The sequence below is a fragment of the Ruegeria sp. C11 genome, assembly GCF_056537725.1.
This window is the reverse complement of sequence record NZ_JBQFSB010000002.1, coordinates 248,901-262,970: the sequence shown is the minus strand read 5'-3', so window position 1 is coordinate 262,970 and position 14,070 is coordinate 248,901. Positions and strand designations below refer to the sequence as shown.

At 56.9% G+C, this 14,070-nt stretch carries 15 protein-coding genes; 8 read left to right on the top strand and 7 right to left on the bottom strand.

Going from position 1 to position 14,070, the window contains the following annotated elements:
* The first annotated feature begins 24 nt into the window (after nt 1–24).
* Nucleotides 25–462 carry a GNAT family N-acetyltransferase gene (locus ACR0NA_RS04535; protein WP_480726458.1) on the top strand — a complete coding sequence of 146 codons (438 nt, stop codon included), beginning with the start codon at nt 25–27 and terminating at the stop codon, nt 460–462.
* Between the two features lie 347 nt (nt 463–809).
* Complete coding sequence (locus ACR0NA_RS04530; protein WP_480726456.1) at nt 810–2,354, top strand: trimethylamine methyltransferase family protein; 1,545 nt, start codon at nt 810–812, stop codon at nt 2,352–2,354.
* A gap of 9 nt (nt 2,355–2,363) precedes the next feature.
* Here ACR0NA_RS04530 and ACR0NA_RS04525 read toward each other — a convergent pair whose 3' ends face one another.
* Nucleotides 2,364–2,651, bottom strand: a complete 288-nt coding sequence (locus tag ACR0NA_RS04525) for a DUF6477 family protein (protein ID WP_480726454.1) — start codon at nt 2,649–2,651, stop codon at nt 2,364–2,366.
* 250 nt (nt 2,652–2,901) lie between these two features.
* Between ACR0NA_RS04525 and ACR0NA_RS04520 the strand changes: the two genes are divergently transcribed.
* Both ACR0NA_RS04520 and ACR0NA_RS04515 read left to right on the top strand, forming a co-directional pair.
* Nucleotides 2,902–4,002 carry a DUF6456 domain-containing protein gene (locus ACR0NA_RS04520; protein ID WP_480726451.1) on the top strand — a complete coding sequence of 367 codons (1,101 nt, stop codon included), beginning with the start codon at nt 2,902–2,904 and terminating at the stop codon, nt 4,000–4,002.
* Between the two features lie 65 nt (nt 4,003–4,067).
* Entirely contained in the window at nt 4,068–5,018 is a 951-nt protein-coding gene (locus tag ACR0NA_RS04515; protein ID WP_480726447.1) for a hydrogen peroxide-inducible genes activator, read from the top strand.
* Nucleotides 5,019–5,037: 19 nt separating this feature from the next.
* Here the strand turns inward: ACR0NA_RS04515 and ACR0NA_RS04510 are convergent, their stop codons facing one another.
* Nucleotides 5,038–5,586 carry a redoxin family protein gene (locus ACR0NA_RS04510; RefSeq protein ID WP_480726445.1) on the bottom strand — a complete coding sequence of 183 codons (549 nt, stop codon included), beginning with the start codon at nt 5,584–5,586 and terminating at the stop codon, nt 5,038–5,040.
* 266 nt (nt 5,587–5,852) lie between these two features.
* On the opposite strand from ACR0NA_RS04510, the gene lipA reads away from it, so the two are divergent.
* Together lipA and ACR0NA_RS04500 are read left to right on the top strand one after the other, a co-directional pair.
* Nucleotides 5,853–6,803 (top strand): lipoyl synthase, encoded by a 951-nt coding sequence (lipA, locus tag ACR0NA_RS04505; RefSeq protein WP_480726443.1) that lies wholly within the window; start codon nt 5,853–5,855, stop codon nt 6,801–6,803.
* Entirely contained in the window at nt 6,800–7,942 is a 1,143-nt protein-coding gene (locus ACR0NA_RS04500; RefSeq protein WP_480726441.1) for an amidohydrolase, read from the top strand. Before lipA ends, ACR0NA_RS04500 begins: the two co-directional genes overlap by 4 nt.
* Before the next feature lie 25 nt (nt 7,943–7,967).
* Here the strand turns inward: ACR0NA_RS04500 and hpt are convergent, their stop codons facing one another.
* Nucleotides 7,968–8,510, bottom strand: a complete 543-nt coding sequence (gene hpt, locus ACR0NA_RS04495; protein WP_480449322.1) for a hypoxanthine phosphoribosyltransferase — start codon at nt 8,508–8,510, stop codon at nt 7,968–7,970.
* A gap of 73 nt (nt 8,511–8,583) precedes the next feature.
* Between hpt and ACR0NA_RS04490 the strand changes: the two genes are divergently transcribed.
* A complete protein-coding gene (locus ACR0NA_RS04490; RefSeq protein ID WP_480726439.1) occupies nt 8,584–9,030 on the top strand; it encodes a type II toxin-antitoxin system RatA family toxin in 447 nt (148 codons plus the stop codon).
* 37 nt (nt 9,031–9,067) lie between these two features.
* The gene (locus ACR0NA_RS04485) at nt 9,068–10,366 is read left to right on the top strand and encodes an MmgE/PrpD family protein (RefSeq protein WP_480726436.1); all 1,299 of its coding nucleotides are present in this window, start codon (nt 9,068–9,070) and stop codon (nt 10,364–10,366) included.
* 211 nt (nt 10,367–10,577) lie between these two features.
* Here the strand turns inward: ACR0NA_RS04485 and ACR0NA_RS04480 are convergent, their stop codons facing one another.
* The 4 genes from ACR0NA_RS04480 to ACR0NA_RS04465 all read right to left on the bottom strand — a co-directional run bounded on the left by ACR0NA_RS04480 (nt 10,578) and on the right by ACR0NA_RS04465 (nt 14,060).
* Nucleotides 10,578–11,759 (bottom strand): ammonium transporter, encoded by a 1,182-nt coding sequence (locus ACR0NA_RS04480; RefSeq protein WP_480726433.1) that lies wholly within the window; start codon nt 11,757–11,759, stop codon nt 10,578–10,580.
* A gap of 197 nt (nt 11,760–11,956) precedes the next feature.
* Nucleotides 11,957–12,439: a CinA family protein gene (locus tag ACR0NA_RS04475; RefSeq protein ID WP_480726431.1), complete on the bottom strand. Its 483-nt coding sequence runs from the start codon at nt 12,437–12,439 to the stop codon at nt 11,957–11,959.
* Complete coding sequence (locus tag ACR0NA_RS04470) at nt 12,436–12,933, bottom strand: phosphatidylglycerophosphatase A family protein (protein ID WP_480726429.1); 498 nt, start codon at nt 12,931–12,933, stop codon at nt 12,436–12,438. The genes ACR0NA_RS04475 and ACR0NA_RS04470 overlap by 4 nt, the downstream gene beginning before the upstream one ends.
* On the bottom strand, nt 12,930–14,060 hold the full coding sequence (locus ACR0NA_RS04465) for a bifunctional 2-C-methyl-D-erythritol 4-phosphate cytidylyltransferase/2-C-methyl-D-erythritol 2,4-cyclodiphosphate synthase (RefSeq protein WP_480726427.1): 1,131 nt from the start codon (nt 14,058–14,060) through the stop codon (nt 12,930–12,932). The genes ACR0NA_RS04470 and ACR0NA_RS04465 overlap by 4 nt, the downstream gene beginning before the upstream one ends.
* Nucleotides 14,061–14,070: the final 10 nt, after the last annotated feature.

The window sequence follows — 14,070 nt, the reverse complement described above, 5'->3', positions numbered from 1 at the left end:
TAAGCAACAAGGATTCCGCACATCATGGCCGCGATGGAATTTCGAAATGCAGTGCAGGAAGACGTTGAAGCGATCATCGCATGCATAAAGGCAGCCTATGCCGACGCTGTTAGCAAAATTTCTGATATTCCAGACGTGACGGATGGAATCGCCGAAGATGTAGAGGCAAACCGGGTCATTCTTGCCGAAGCAAACAACGTGCTTTTGGGTGTCGTTGTTTGGCTGCACAAGGATGAAACCGCCATGATTTTAAATCTTGCGGTCTGGCCCGACAAGCAGGGACAAGGCGTGGCGCGCAAGATGCTGGATCTGGTCGCACAAAAGGCCAAGGCCAACGGGGCCAGCCGAATGGAGCTTAAGACCCACAGATTGATGCAGGAAACAAGATCAATGTATCGGCATCTGGGCTGGGTCGAAATCGATATCAACGAAAACAAGGTCACGATGTCCAAAGATCTTTGACCTCGGACCAACGCTGCGACCGGTATTTGGCTGGCGTCCGCAAGGTCAGTTTCCCAGATAGCCTGCCACAATGGGCTGTTGACAGTGCGCCTCCAAACGTTGATCGCCGTCAAACATCTGTAGAGAACAGAGTAGGGTATTCGGCCACCATGCCGGTTTCGGTGGCGCTGAGATATTCGGGACTTCTGTCCTATTTCATTAACATTCAAATGCGGGAGGGGCGTCAAAGACTTCCGAAAGCGGCGGTCATGTCGCTTTTCCCCCTATAGCGCCGCAATCCATGGTCTGAGGACTTTGGCCATCCTGTATCAAATTCTGCAAGTCAAACCACAACACGGGATTAACGCATGGCAGAGGCAAACACCCGGCGCAAAGGTCGCGGCGGCGGCGGTGCCGCCAGACGGGCCGAGCGCACCGCAGTTCGGATCGAGACTGCAAAATACATCGAACGCAACATTCCCAATTTCGAAATTCTCAACGACGAGGCGCTCGAAATCATCGAGGCCAACGCGGAAACGATTCTGGAAGAAGTTGGCGTCAATTTTGTTGACAATCCTGCCGCATTGGAGCGCTGGCGCGCTGCCGGGGCGGATGTCGACGGCGAGCGTGTTCGTATCCCTCGCGGACTTGCTCGCAAACTGTGCGAGACTGCGCCCAGCAGCTTTACCCAGCACGCCCGCAATCCGGAGAAATCCGTTGTCATCGGCGGGCGCAATCTGGTGCTGGCCCCGGTCTATGGTCCTCCGTTCGTTCGTGATCTGAATGGCGGACGCCGCTATGCCACGATGGACGACTTCAACAAGTTCGTGAAGCTTGCCTATATGTCCAAGTGGCTGCACCATTCGGGCGGAACTGTGTGCGAACCCACCGATATACCGGTGAACAAACGCCACCTCGACATGCTGATGGCGCACATGACCCTGTCGGACAAGCCGTTCATGGGGTCCGTTACCGATCCCAGCCGCGCACAGGATTCGGTTGAGATGTGCGAGATTCTGTTTGGCAAAGAATTTGTCCAGCAGAATACCGTGATGACATCGCTGACCAACATCAACTCGCCGATGACTTTCGACGACGTGATGATGGGTGCGCTAGAAGTCTACGCCAAGAACAATCAGGCGTGCATCGTTTCGCCGTTCATCGTTGGCGGTGCCATGGCGCCGGTTTCGGTCGCAGGAACATTGACACAGGTTCTGGCCGAGGTTCTGGCCGGTATCGCCTATAGCCAACTTATTCGCGCAGGTGCACCTGTAATCTTTGGTGCGTTCGTGACATCCATCGACATGAACTCGGGCGCGCCGACATTCGGTACCCCGGAGGCCGCGCACATCACATACGGCGCGGGTCAGTTGGCCCGTCGTCTGGGTGTTCCGTATCGCTCAGCCGGATCGTTCTGCGGGTCGAAATTGCCCGATGCTCAGGCGGCCTATGAGACTGCAAATTCGCTCAACATGGGTCTGATGGCCGGTGTGAACTTCATGCTGCATTCGTGTGGATGGCTCGAAGGCGGTCTGGTCGCCGATTTCGAGAAATTCGTCATGGATGCCGACCAGCTCGGTGTACTGCATGGTTTGGCCAGGGGCGTTGCCTATGATGACAACGCTCAGGCAATGGACGCAATTCGCGAAGTGGGGCCGGGTGGCCACTATCTTGGCTGTGCCCACACGCAGGCGAACTTCAAGGATGCGTTCTGGAAAACCGATTTGCTGGACTACAAGCCGTTTGAAACCTGGGAAGAGGAAGGTGCGCGGGATACGCGGACGCTGGCTTCATCACGGGTGGAACACTTGCTGGCCAACTATCAGCAGCCGCAGATGAACCCCGATACCACCGCCGCACTGAACGAATATGTGGCGGAAAAGAAAGCGTCGATGCCCGACGCCTTCATGTAATCGGCGGAATTATCGATATTGTGAGGCGCGGCTTGCCTGAAACAGCTGCGCCTCACCCATCAGGGCGATCAACAGATCAAGATGTTGAACCAGCGAGTAGGCAGCATCGTTGTCACGACGACTCATGTCGACTTCACGCTCCAGATCCATCAGGCGCATCAGCGCCGAGCCCGGACCGGGTATCGCACCATACCCCAGAATTCTTTGCAGATGCTGTTCCCGGCAATAGTCTTGTGCGCCTATTTTTGCTGCCCTGATCAACAGGCGGGGGCGGCGGAGTGTCGAGAGTTTTGACATGATGTCCTGCATGTTCATTCCTGTCTGAAAGAGTTGCTTTGCGTCATGATTGACACAACTCAAGCGGGTGTTGCCTGAGATTAAGAACTTGCGAACGATGGTTTCACGTCTGTTTATCTTTTTGAATCAATTCTAGTTCGCGCCATCAGGCATTAACGAGTAAGTAAGAAAAGCAACTCTAGGTAGATTTTGTTAACTCTGATGCCAATGGCGATTGGGATTTACTCTTTGTCGACGAGGGCTCACAAATATGAACAACAGCATGGCAATCACCGTTCCGGCATGGGTCCCCGAAGGCGCGCAACGTTACCTTGCTCATACAGAGGCTGGACGGTCGATCCGGGATTTGGCGAGATCGGCCGGATGCCACGCTTCGACCATCCTTCGTCAGATCAGACGTATCGAAACGCGCCGCGACGATCCGTTGGTTGATGCTGCTCTGCAATCTCTGGCAGAAATCCATTTTCCTTCGATTGGAGGTCTGATCTCTCCGGAAAAAGTTCAGGATGCTGCCAACGATCAAAACCCGCTTTCAGCTAGGGAAGAAGAGTTCAATCGCGAGGCATTGCGCGTTTTGCGCCGTCTGTGTGAAACGGGTTCGGTTCTTGCGGTTGCGGAAGATATGGACAAGGCGGTGGTCGTTAGAAACGTTGGGCAGGATTGTACGACCAAAACAGCTGTCGTTGACTGCCGGATTGCGCAGGCTCTGGCGCTGAAGGACTGGATTTCGTGCGAGAATCCGGGCCGGATATCGCGCTATCGTATTACGGCCGCTGGTCGGGGTGCTCTGGGCAGTTTGCTGGCCGAAGCTGAGAACAAGGCCCGTGCGAAGAATGAAATGGGGTTTTCGGACACTCAAGGGACTTTTGCGCATGACCGCGAGGAACAGTCTGAACATCCGCGGCGCATTCGTTACAGCGTTGCTGAAAGCCCGCTTGTCGCGCTTGCTAGGCGCAGGGACCGGGATGGTAACCCATTTCTTGATGAAACCCTGGTCCGCGCAGGCGAGCGTTTGCGCGAAGATTTCGAATTGTCCCAGGTCGGACCGCAGGTCACCCAAAATTGGGACAGATTTCTGACCGGTTGCAACCGTGAGGGTTTTGGCGCGGGCGCACCCAGTGGCGGTGGGTCTTCTGAGGCCCGCGACCGGGTGGCCCGTGCTTTGTCCGATCTCGGCCCGGGCCTCAGCGATGTTGCGCTGCGGTGTTGCTGCTATCTGGAGGGCTTGGAACTGGCGGAACGCCATATGGGCTGGTCAGCCCGCTCGGGTAAAATCGTGTTACGCATCGCCCTTCAGCGGCTCAAGCGCCATTATGAAGCGAATTCGATGCAGGATCGAATGATCGGATAAGCTGAAGCGCAGTACTCGGGATAAAATTAGGTTGTGGTTCTGTGGGTTTTTGATAATCAACGGTTATGAATTTCACGCTCAGACAACTGCAGTACTTCAGGGCTGTTGCCGAACAGCGCAACTTTGGCAGGGCCGCACAGGTGTGCCACGTTTCGCAGCCCGCGCTGTCGGTTCAGATCAAGGGACTTGAGGATCTGATGGGCGGGCCGCTGTTCGAACGGCGCGCCCGAGATATCCTGTTGACGCCGCTAGGGCGCGACGTGCTGGACTATGCTCGACGCGTGCTTGCCGAAGCGGACCGACTGGACCGATTTGCCCGGGATCATTCAGGTGGTCACAGGTCGCTGTCGCTGGGGTTGATTCCAACCATGGCGCCTTATTTGCTGCCCGGAGTATTGGCCGCTCTTCGGGCAGGGGATGTTTCTTTGCGCGTCCAGATTCGCGAGGCCAGAACGGAACGGTTGCTGGGCATGTTGCGGGACGGGGAAATAGACGCAGCTGTTCTTGCACTGCCGTCTGGAGTAGCTGGGATGCATGACGAGCCGCTGTTCGAAGACCGTTTTTTGTTGGCCGGGTGCGAGGCACGGCTCAGGCTTTTGACTGCCGGACCGGAAGCGTTACGGCCGACCGATCTGAAATCGGCCCATTTGATGTTGCTGGAAGATGGTCATTGTCTGACCGATCAGGCCCTTGAGGTGTGCGGGCAGGATCGAACCAGCGCACGGATAAATATGGGAGCCTCATCGCTTGCCACCTTGTCCCGGCTGGTTGCCGAGGGGTTTGGCATGACGCTGATTCCCGAACTGGCGGCGCAGGCCGAAACCAGCGCGGTCCCCGGGCTTCGATTGCTTCGTTTTGCTACGCCACAGCCTGCGCGCACGGTTGGTTTGGTGCGGCGGACCTCGACCACTGGCGAGGAATGGTTTGATGAACTTGCCGGGGTTATCCGCCGGGTAGGTCGACAGATCGTGGACGGGACACGAAACGAAAAAGGCCCGCCACTGGCGAGCCTTTGAATCAGTCTGATTGGTCGCTTCAGGCCAGTGCAGGCTCGAGCGCCTCATCAAGGTGCTTCATCAGGTTTTCCGGCGAAGAGACGCCATATGGATCTTCGGGGCAGTTATCCATCAGGCCGGGCTCTTCGAACCATGCCTCAACAACACCGTTGTTCACGATGGCTGCATAGCGCCACGAGCGCATGCCAAAGCCCAGATTGTCTTTGTCGACCAGCATGCCCATTTTGCGGGTGAACTCGCCCGAACCATCGGGAATGACTTTTACGTTCGATAGGTTCTGATCTTTTGCCCACTTGTTCATGACAAAGCTGTCATTGACGGACATACAGTAGATTTCGTCGACGCCTTTGGCCTTGAAGTCCTCATATCCCTTCTCAAAACCCGGCAATTGGTAGGTCGAGCAGGTCGGGGTGAATGCACCGGGCAGCGAGAACAGGATCACGCGCTTGCCTGCAAAGTAGTCTGCAGTGGTCTTGTCTTCCCAACGGAACGGGTTCGGGCCTTCGATCGACTCGTCACGTACTCGTGTGTGGAACGTCACGTTTGGCAAATTTGCGCCAGACTTCATATTCAAACTCCTGTGATTCACCTGTGTTTGGCACCTGCCTTAAAATGATTCTAAGCGCGCTTCAACGACTGAAATTCAGTGATAGGCGAATGATATGATTGTTGTGGAAATGTCTGCTCTTTAACGGAAAATCTGCCCTCTCGCGCGCAGGATATCGGCTGTGACAGAGTGTCGTTGCATAGCGGCCATGCGTCGCTGGTGTAACGGATCGTGTGAGTTTATGTTAACGGGTAGCCATATTGACCCAAAGTCAGGGAATACCACCGGTGCGTGATCTTAAAATCCCCGAGCAAAGGCATCCTGAAAAAGCCCATCGTCAGGACAATGCCCAGCCAAAAAAACCCAGCTGGATTCGCGTAAAAGCGCCCGGCGGCAAGGGCTATGCCGACACGCACAAAATCATGCGTGACAACAACCTTGTGACCGTCTGCGAAGAGGCAGGTTGTCCCAATGTTGGCGAGTGCTGGAGCCAGGGTCACGCAACAATGATGATCATGGGCGAGATTTGCACGCGCGGGTGTACCTTCTGCAATATCGCCACGGGCCGTCCCGATGCGCTGGACGCTTTCGAACCGGGGCGTGTTGCGCATGCGGTGGAAAAACTGGGTCTGAACCACGTCGTTATTACGTCGGTTGACCGGGATGACCTGCAAGATGGCGGGGCCGAGCATTTTGCCCAAACCATTCGCGCGGTCCGCCACCGGTCTCCCAAAACGACCATCGAAATTCTGACGCCCGACTTTCTGAAATGCGAGCCTGAAGTACTTGAAACGGTTGTCGAAGCTAAGCCGGACGTCTTCAACCACAATCTGGAAACGGTTCCCGGCCTGTATCTTGAGGTTCGCCCGGGCGCGCGTTACTTCCATTCCCTGCGCCTGTTGCAGCGGGTCAAGGAACTGGACCCGTCGATCTTTACCAAATCCGGCATCATGGTTGGACTGGGCGAGAATGAACAGCAGGTCAGACAGGTCATGGACGACATGCGAGCGGCTGATATCGATTTCCTGACCATTGGTCAGTATCTGCAGCCGACACCCAAGCACCACGGTGTGGATCGTTTCGTAACGCCCGAAGAATTCGCCGCCTACGAAAAAGCGGCCTACGGCAAGGGATTCCTGATGGTATCCGCGACACCACTAACGCGATCCTCGTATCATGCTGGCGACGACTTTGCCCGTCTTCGTGATGCGCGTCAGAAAAAGCTGGGTCAGGCATGACGCCAGAGGTGCAGGCGCAGCTGACTGAGCTGAGGCATGAGTTGCACCAACATCCGGAGATATCCGGAGAAGAGCAAAACACCGCGGCGCGAATTGCGGAACTGCTCCGGCAGTTCTCTCCGGATGACCTGTTGACCGGTATCGGTGGACACGGGGTCGCTGCGATTTTTGACAGTGGGGTAACGGGGCCTGATGTTGCTGTCCGATGTGAGCTGGACGGGTTGCCGATTCAGGAAGTGTCGGATGCTCCATATACCTCGTTGATTGTCGGCAAAGGGCATCTTTGCGGGCATGACGGGCACATGGCTATGGTTCTGGGAGTGGCCGAGGAGTTTTCCAAAAACCGCCCAAAGCGTGGCCGGGTCATTCTGATTTTCCAGCCCGCCGAAGAAACCGGCAAAGGGGCGCAGTCATTTCGGGCCGATCCGGCATTTGGTCAGATCGCGCCGGATATTATCTTTTCCTTGCACAATCTGCCCGGTCTTCCCTTGGGAACGGTTGAGCTATGTCGTGGCCCCGCTAACTGCGCATCGCGTGGAATGCGCATCGTTTTGACGGGAAAGACATCGCATGCCGCGGCGCCGCAAGATGGTCTTTCCCCGAGCGCGGCCATGGCACGCCTGATGCCCGCGCTTGCAGGTCTGGGGCAGGGCGGAGCATTGGATGCCGAGTTTGCACTGACGACGTTAACGCACGCGAATCTGGGTGAGCCGACATTCGGCGTCGCACCAGGGCACGGAGAGCTTTGGGTCACGCTGCGCACGGTTTCGGACGCCCGCATGGCGAAACTCATCGAGGACGCCGAAGCCTTGGTCCGGCAAGAGGCCGCGACCGAAGGTTTGTCAGACGAGATTTCATATGATGACGTGTTCGAAGCCTGTACCAATCACAGCGAAGCGGTCGACTGTCTGATACGCGCCTGCCAGTCGGTGGGTGTTCCTACACGTCTGAGCGATGCGCCGCAAAAATTCTCCGAGGATTTCGGACAATTCGGTAAAGGCGCGAAATCGGCCATGTTCTGGTTGGGTGCCGGTACGGATCATCCTCAGTTGCACAACCCTGACTACGACTTTCCCGATCAGTTGATTCCAACTGGCACTGGCATATTTTTGGCTGCAATTCGTGACGTCTGCGGGTGATCAGGCGTTTTCGCTGACGATCCGATCAGTCCCCGGTAAACCTGACTTTTCCGATAAACGGCAGGTTCCTGTTTCGCTGTGCGTAGTCGATTCCATATCCGACAACAAACTCGTCGGGAATTTCGAACCCAATCCAATCTGACCGGAAATCGACTTCGCGGCGGCTTGGCTTGTCCAGCAGTGCGATGGATTTCAACCGCTTCGGCATACGGCTTTGCAGCAGATGGGTGACGTGGTTCAGCGTGTGACCGGTATCCACGATATCCTCGACAACCAGAACGTCGCGTCCTTCAATTGCGCCCCGCAAGTCTTTGAGAATACGCACTTCACGGCTGCTTTCCATCGAGTCCCCGTAAGATGAGGCTTCCAGAAAGTCCACCTCGATCGGGAGGTCCAGTTCGCGCACCAGATCGGCGATGAAAACGAAACTGCCGCGCAGCAAACCGACGACAACCAGCTTGTCGGTATCGCCGAATTCCTCGGTGATCTTGCGGCACAATTCCTCAATTCGGGCAGCAATCGCCTTGGCCGAGATCATCTCATCAATCACATATGCGCGGTCGCTCATCGCTGCCCCCTTGATCTTTGGCGCGCAACATACGACATGACGCGCCATTGTCATCTAGCAAATACCAGACCCCATGCCTATCCACTCGGAAACACGCCACCTGCCTTTTACCGCGCAACAGATGTACGATCTGGTCGCGGACGTGGCCAAGTACCCTCAGTTTCTGCCGTGGTGCGCTGCGGCGCGCATTCGCAGGACTTTCGAGGTTGGCGAGGCAGAGGTTATGGAAGCTGACCTTGTGATCTCGTTCAAAGTTTTCAGGGAACGGTTCGGCAGCCGCGTGACGTTGTTTGCCAAAGACAAAAAGATCGATACGGAATACCTGGACGGACCATTCAAATACATGAAGTCCGACTGGCATTTTGAAGAAGCGCCCGATGGCGGCTGCAACATCTCGTTTCATGTGGATTTTGAGTTCAAAAACGCCGTCCTTCAGGGGATTGTCGGGGTTGTCTTCAACGAGGCCATGCACCGGATCGTACGCGCTTTTGAACAGCGGGCTTTGGAACTCTACGGCTGAGCCTTTACCCGCCGTGACGGCGCGCTAAACTGCGCCCATGACCAATCTGACCATTGCCCTTTCCGAGTTTGCGACTGGCCCCATCTCGACCAGTTCACAGGCACGTATCGTCACATCCCTTTCGGCGCTGGACTGGCTGGCCGTGGGCCGGGCAGGGGCGGACGAGCCTGTTTCGAGAATCGTTCGCGACATGGTTCTGGACGAAAAAGGGGCCGAACAAGCGAAACTCTTTGGTGGCGCCGCCGCCCCACTTCGTGGGGCGGCTTTAGTCAACGGTACGATTTCGCATGCGCTTGACTATGACGACACCCATTTCGCCCATATCGGACATCCGTCGGTTGCGGTGCTTCCAGCGGCTTTGGCAATGGCTGCCTGGCGCGATCATATGCTTGTGGACCTTCTCGAAGCCGCACTTGTGGGTATGGAGCTTTCAATCCGAATTGGTCTCTGGCTGGGACGCAGCCATTATCAGGCAGGCTTGCACCAAACAGCAACGGCGGGTGCATTCGGTGCGGCAGCCGCTGCAGGACGGCTGGCCGGTCTGGATGCCACCCAGATGCGGAAGGTTCTGGGGCTGACCGCTACACGGGCATCGGGGCTCAAGGCGCAGTTCGGTACGATGGGCAAACCCTACAATGCCGGTATCGCTGCCGCATCTGGAATTGAGGCCGTGCTTCTGGTTCAGCGCGGCTTTGAGCCTAACGAGCATGCGCTCGAAGGTGAATTCGGCTTTGGTGCCACACATCATGGCGCCATGGATTACAGTGCCGCTCTGGAAGGGCTGGGGGCTGAATGGCTGTTTGAAACGGTCAGTCACAAATTTCACGCCTGCTGCCACGGATTGCATGCGGCATTGGAAGCAGCACTTGATCTGGACATCGCCGAGCCCGAAGTACAGGAAATTAAGATCCGAACAAACCCGCGCTGGATGAGCGTATGCAACGAACCGGCGCCATCCACCGGGTTGGGTGCCAAGTTTTCATACCGTACTGTTATCGCCATGCAGGCTTTGGGGCATGATACGGCGCGCCTGGACAGTTATTCGGATATTGTGTGCGCCGATCCTCGTTTGATTTCGTTGCGCAATAGAATTTCTGTCGAAGCAGATCCGGACCTGTCGGAAACTCAGGCACATTTATCTCTTCTGCGCCGCGACGGGATTCGGCGCGAAGCATTTCATGACTTGTTGCAGCCTCAATCCCTTGCTGAACGCGAGCGCCGAGTTCGAGACAAGGCGGAAAAGCTCATCGGTGCCAGCAATGCGGACGAAATCTGGTCAATGTTGCGCACGGGCGGCCGGGCTTCTGATCTGGCTGAATACCTTAGTGCAGGTTGAAACAGTGTGATCGCCCTGCGCGCGATGCCTCCGGCAGGAGTATTTGGGGCCAGATGAAGAACGGATCCCCTGGTTCATCTGGCTGAAAATACTCCGGGCGGGTTGCCTGTGGCGAAGGGGGCAAAGCCCCATTAAAGATTGAAGCAAAAAAAAGCGGGTCCCCAAGAGACCCGCTTTGGCCCTTTCGGGCACTGAGCTGGCTGAGGTGGGCTCAGCTGCTCATGTCATAGGCGCGTTCTCCGTGTACCGAAAGGTCGAGCCCATTTGTTTCCGTCTCGGCATCTACGCGAAGCGGAGTGATCAGTGCAACCGCCTTGACCAGTGCAATTGTAATAACTGACGTAAAGACACCCACGATCACCAACCCACCTAACTGCGCGGTCCAGCTTCCTAGGCCAAAGGCGGCAATCATGATGGTGCCGAAAATGCCGCCTACGCCGTGAACCGCAAAGACGTCCAGCGTATCGTCGATCTTGAGAACGTTGCGAACAACGTTGACCGCTTCCTGACACAGGACACCGGCGACGGCTCCGATGATCAGTGCCTGTACAGGATCGACATAACCCGAGGCCGGGGTGATCGAGGCCAATCCGGCGATCGTACCAGTCACCAGACCAACCAGCGAGGCTTTGCCGTATTTAATCCGCTCCCATAGCGCCCAGGTCAGAGAGGCGGTGGCTGCGGATATATGTGTGACGGTCATCGCCATTGCGGCACCACCATCGGCAGCCAGCTGTGAACCGCCGTTGAAACCGAACCAACCGACCCACAGCATCGCGGCGCCTATCATGACAGAACCGGGGTTGTGCGGCGGCGTTGTACGATTGCGCCGCGGTCCCAGAAATACGGCAATGATCAGTGCGGCCAGACCGGCGGTTTCGTGCACCACGATACCACCGGCAAAATCCCGGACACCGATTTCGCCCAGAATCCCGCCGTCTGTCAGGATGCCGCCACCCCAAATCCAGTGGACCACAGGTGCATAACACAACAGCATCCACAGGCCGGAAAAGATCACAACAAAGCCGAAACCGACACGCTCGACATAGGCTCCGACGATGAGTGCCGGAGTGATGATGGCGAATGTCATCTGAAAGGCAAAGAACAAAACCTCGGGCAGGGTGCCCGACAGGCTGTCGGCGTCCACTCCGTTCAGGAATGCCTTGCCCATTCCGCCCCACAGGCCGGATGTACCTTCGCCAAATGCGATGGAGTACCCGGCGATCAGCCAAAGGACACTCATTAGACAGGCGATGGTGAAACAGTGCATGAAGACGCTCAGCACATTTCGCGCACGCACAAGACCGCCATAAAAAAGGGCAAGGCCGGGAAGGGTCATGAACAGGACCAGTGCCGTTGCGACGATGATCCAGGCTGTATCGGCTCCGTTCATGGGCCGCTCTCCTTTTTCCGCTTCAGATGAGCCGATCCGCCTAATTTCATTGCGGATCGATGCTGAGTGAGTGGTGGTGGAGAGTGTTGAAGCGAACGATGGGTGCGGGAAAAAGAGGCAACCCGCTATTTTTTTGCCAATTTACGCGCCCTTTTTGCAAGTGGCGCTTAATTTCGCAGCTTAAAGGGCGGTGTGCCTTATTTTTGTGCGGTGCGTGAAAGCGCCTGAGCCAGCAAACCAAGCGCGTGATCCCGCGCGGCAAGGCGTACCGCGTCCCGACCTAGCGCGCCGAACTCGATTGTTTCAGAACGTGTCGTGTGATCGCTTGCTGCGAGGCCGAAACAGACGCGCCCCTCGGGTTTGAACTCTGATCCGCCGGGGCCGGCGATGCCAGTGATCGAAACAGCCAGTTGCGCATGTGAGTGTTTCAGCGCGCCTTCGGCCATTTCAAGGGCCACCTGTTCGGACACCGCGCCATGGGTCTCCAATGTCTTCCGACGCACGCCCAGCATGTCCTGCTTGGCGCTGTTCGTGTAGGTCACGAAACCCCGGTCGACCACAGCAGAGCTTCCGGGAATGTCTGTCAGCGCGGCTACAACCATGCCACCGGTGCAGCTTTCTGCGGTCGCGATCATAACGTTCTGAGATTTGGCGCGTTCAAGCAGTTCGGCAACAGTCACAGGCCCAGCACCCCGTGTGAGATACCCGCCAGAATTACCACACCGATGGCGGCGAATACACCAGCGATCACATCGTCCAGCATGACGCCCAGCGGATCACCGCGCCGGTCGGCCCAGCCTACAGGACCCGGTTTGGTGATGTCGAACAGCCGAAATAGGATGAAACCTGACACCCAACCCGGCCAAAGGGCGGTAATTTCGATACCATGGGCCCAGGCGGGATAGGAGATGGCCCAAAGGGCGATGAACTGGCCTGCAACCTCATCGATCACAATTTCGGACGGGTCGTGATCCGTTTGTCCGGCTGTCATGATCCTGGTGGCCCAAAGGCCGCCGATGAAAACGACGCATGTCGCCAGTACAAGCAGGGGAAAGCCGCCAAGTTCATGCAGCACCCAGACCATCGGCAAGGCCGCCAGCGATCCCCATGTACCCGGTGCCGGACGCAGATAGCCGACGCCGCAAACCGTTCCAATCAGCCGAGCAGCGTTCATGCTTTCACCAGACAAGCCGTGGCCAGCGAAGCGATGCCCTCGCTGCGGCCAGTAAAACCGAGGCGTTCGGAAGTGGTTGCTTTTACGGATACTTGATCTGCTCGCAATTGCATGATTTTGGCCATTTCCTCACACATTTTCTGGGAGTGAGGGCCGATCTTTGGATACTCGCAAACCAGCGTGCAGTCGATGTTCGAGATCCGATATCCCATCTGCCCCGCCAGTTCGACCGCGTGGCGCAAAAATATCTCGCTGGCCGCGCCTTTCCATTGCGGGTCCGACGGGGGGAAGTGCTGTCCGATATCCCCCTGCGCCAATGCGCCATAGATCGCATCTGTTACAGCGTGCATTCCGACATCAGCGTCCGAATGACCCTGAAGACCCCGGTTATGCGGTACCTTTACGCCGCACAGGATCACATGATCACCGTCGCCAAATCGGTGTACGTCATAGCCGTTACCCAGCCTTACATCCATGTCCGTTCCCAATATCCGTTCCGCCCGAGTGAAATCCTCGGGTCGGGTTATTTTCAAGTTGTCTGCATCGCCGGGCACGATTGCTACATCGAGCCCCGCAGCGCGGGCGATTTCGACATCATCCGCCGCACCGCCCGGATGTGCGGCATGGGCCTTTGTAATGACATCGTAATGGAACCCCTGGGGCGTTTGTGCAGCATAAAGCCCGCTTCGGTCCTGTGTGCCGGTGACCTGCGACCCTTCACCCGTCCACAATGCATCGGTGACGGGTATCCCCGGCGCGGCGCAAGAGTTGGTGTCGAGCGCCGCCAGAACGTCCCGAATAATCCGCCCAGAGACACAGGGGCGCGCAACATCGTGTATGAGCACCTTTGTTACTTTCCGATCCGTTAGCGCCTGTAGGCCATTGAAAACGGATCCAGCGCGATCGTCGCCACCTGATGCAAGGATCACGTTTGTATCGCGAAACTCCTCCCAGGCGGATTCGTCTTGAGGCGAGAGAACCAGCACGATGAGATCGACCATGTCCCGGAACCTGTCGAGCGTCCAATCTGCGACACGTCGGCCCGCAAGAGGGCGCCATTGTTTGGGTACGCCGCCTCCGGCGCGCTGCCCCCGTCCGGCGGCGACAATAATGGCGGCGGTTGTCATAGGCCAAGCT

What these genes read in the sequence shown, in the direction of transcription:
- ACR0NA_RS04535 (WP_480726458.1), top strand. Translation starts at nt 25, where the DNA reads ATGGCCGCGATGGAATTTCGAAATGCAGTGCAGGAAGACGTTGAAGCG.
- ACR0NA_RS04530 (WP_480726456.1), top strand. Translation starts at nt 810, where the DNA reads ATGGCAGAGGCAAACACCCGGCGCAAAGGTCGCGGCGGCGGCGGTGCC.
- ACR0NA_RS04525 (WP_480726454.1), bottom strand. Translation starts at nt 2,651, where the DNA reads ATGTCAAAACTCTCGACACTCCGCCGCCCCCGCCTGTTGATCAGGGCA.
- ACR0NA_RS04520 (WP_480726451.1), top strand. Translation starts at nt 2,902, where the DNA reads ATGAACAACAGCATGGCAATCACCGTTCCGGCATGGGTCCCCGAAGGC.
- ACR0NA_RS04515 (WP_480726447.1), top strand. Translation starts at nt 4,068, where the DNA reads ATGAATTTCACGCTCAGACAACTGCAGTACTTCAGGGCTGTTGCCGAA.
- ACR0NA_RS04510 (WP_480726445.1), bottom strand. Translation starts at nt 5,586, where the DNA reads ATGAAGTCTGGCGCAAATTTGCCAAACGTGACGTTCCACACACGAGTA.
- ACR0NA_RS04500 (WP_480726441.1), top strand. Translation starts at nt 6,800, where the DNA reads ATGACGCCAGAGGTGCAGGCGCAGCTGACTGAGCTGAGGCATGAGTTG.
- hpt (WP_480449322.1), bottom strand. Translation starts at nt 8,510, where the DNA reads ATGAGCGACCGCGCATATGTGATTGATGAGATGATCTCGGCCAAGGCG.
- ACR0NA_RS04490 (WP_480726439.1), top strand. Translation starts at nt 8,584, where the DNA reads ATGCCTATCCACTCGGAAACACGCCACCTGCCTTTTACCGCGCAACAG.
- ACR0NA_RS04485 (WP_480726436.1), top strand. Translation starts at nt 9,068, where the DNA reads ATGACCAATCTGACCATTGCCCTTTCCGAGTTTGCGACTGGCCCCATC.
- ACR0NA_RS04480 (WP_480726433.1), bottom strand. Translation starts at nt 11,759, where the DNA reads ATGAACGGAGCCGATACAGCCTGGATCATCGTCGCAACGGCACTGGTC.
- ACR0NA_RS04470 (WP_480726429.1), bottom strand. Translation starts at nt 12,933, where the DNA reads ATGAACGCTGCTCGGCTGATTGGAACGGTTTGCGGCGTCGGCTATCTG.
- ACR0NA_RS04465 (WP_480726427.1), bottom strand. Translation starts at nt 14,060, where the DNA reads ATGACAACCGCCGCCATTATTGTCGCCGCCGGACGGGGGCAGCGCGCC.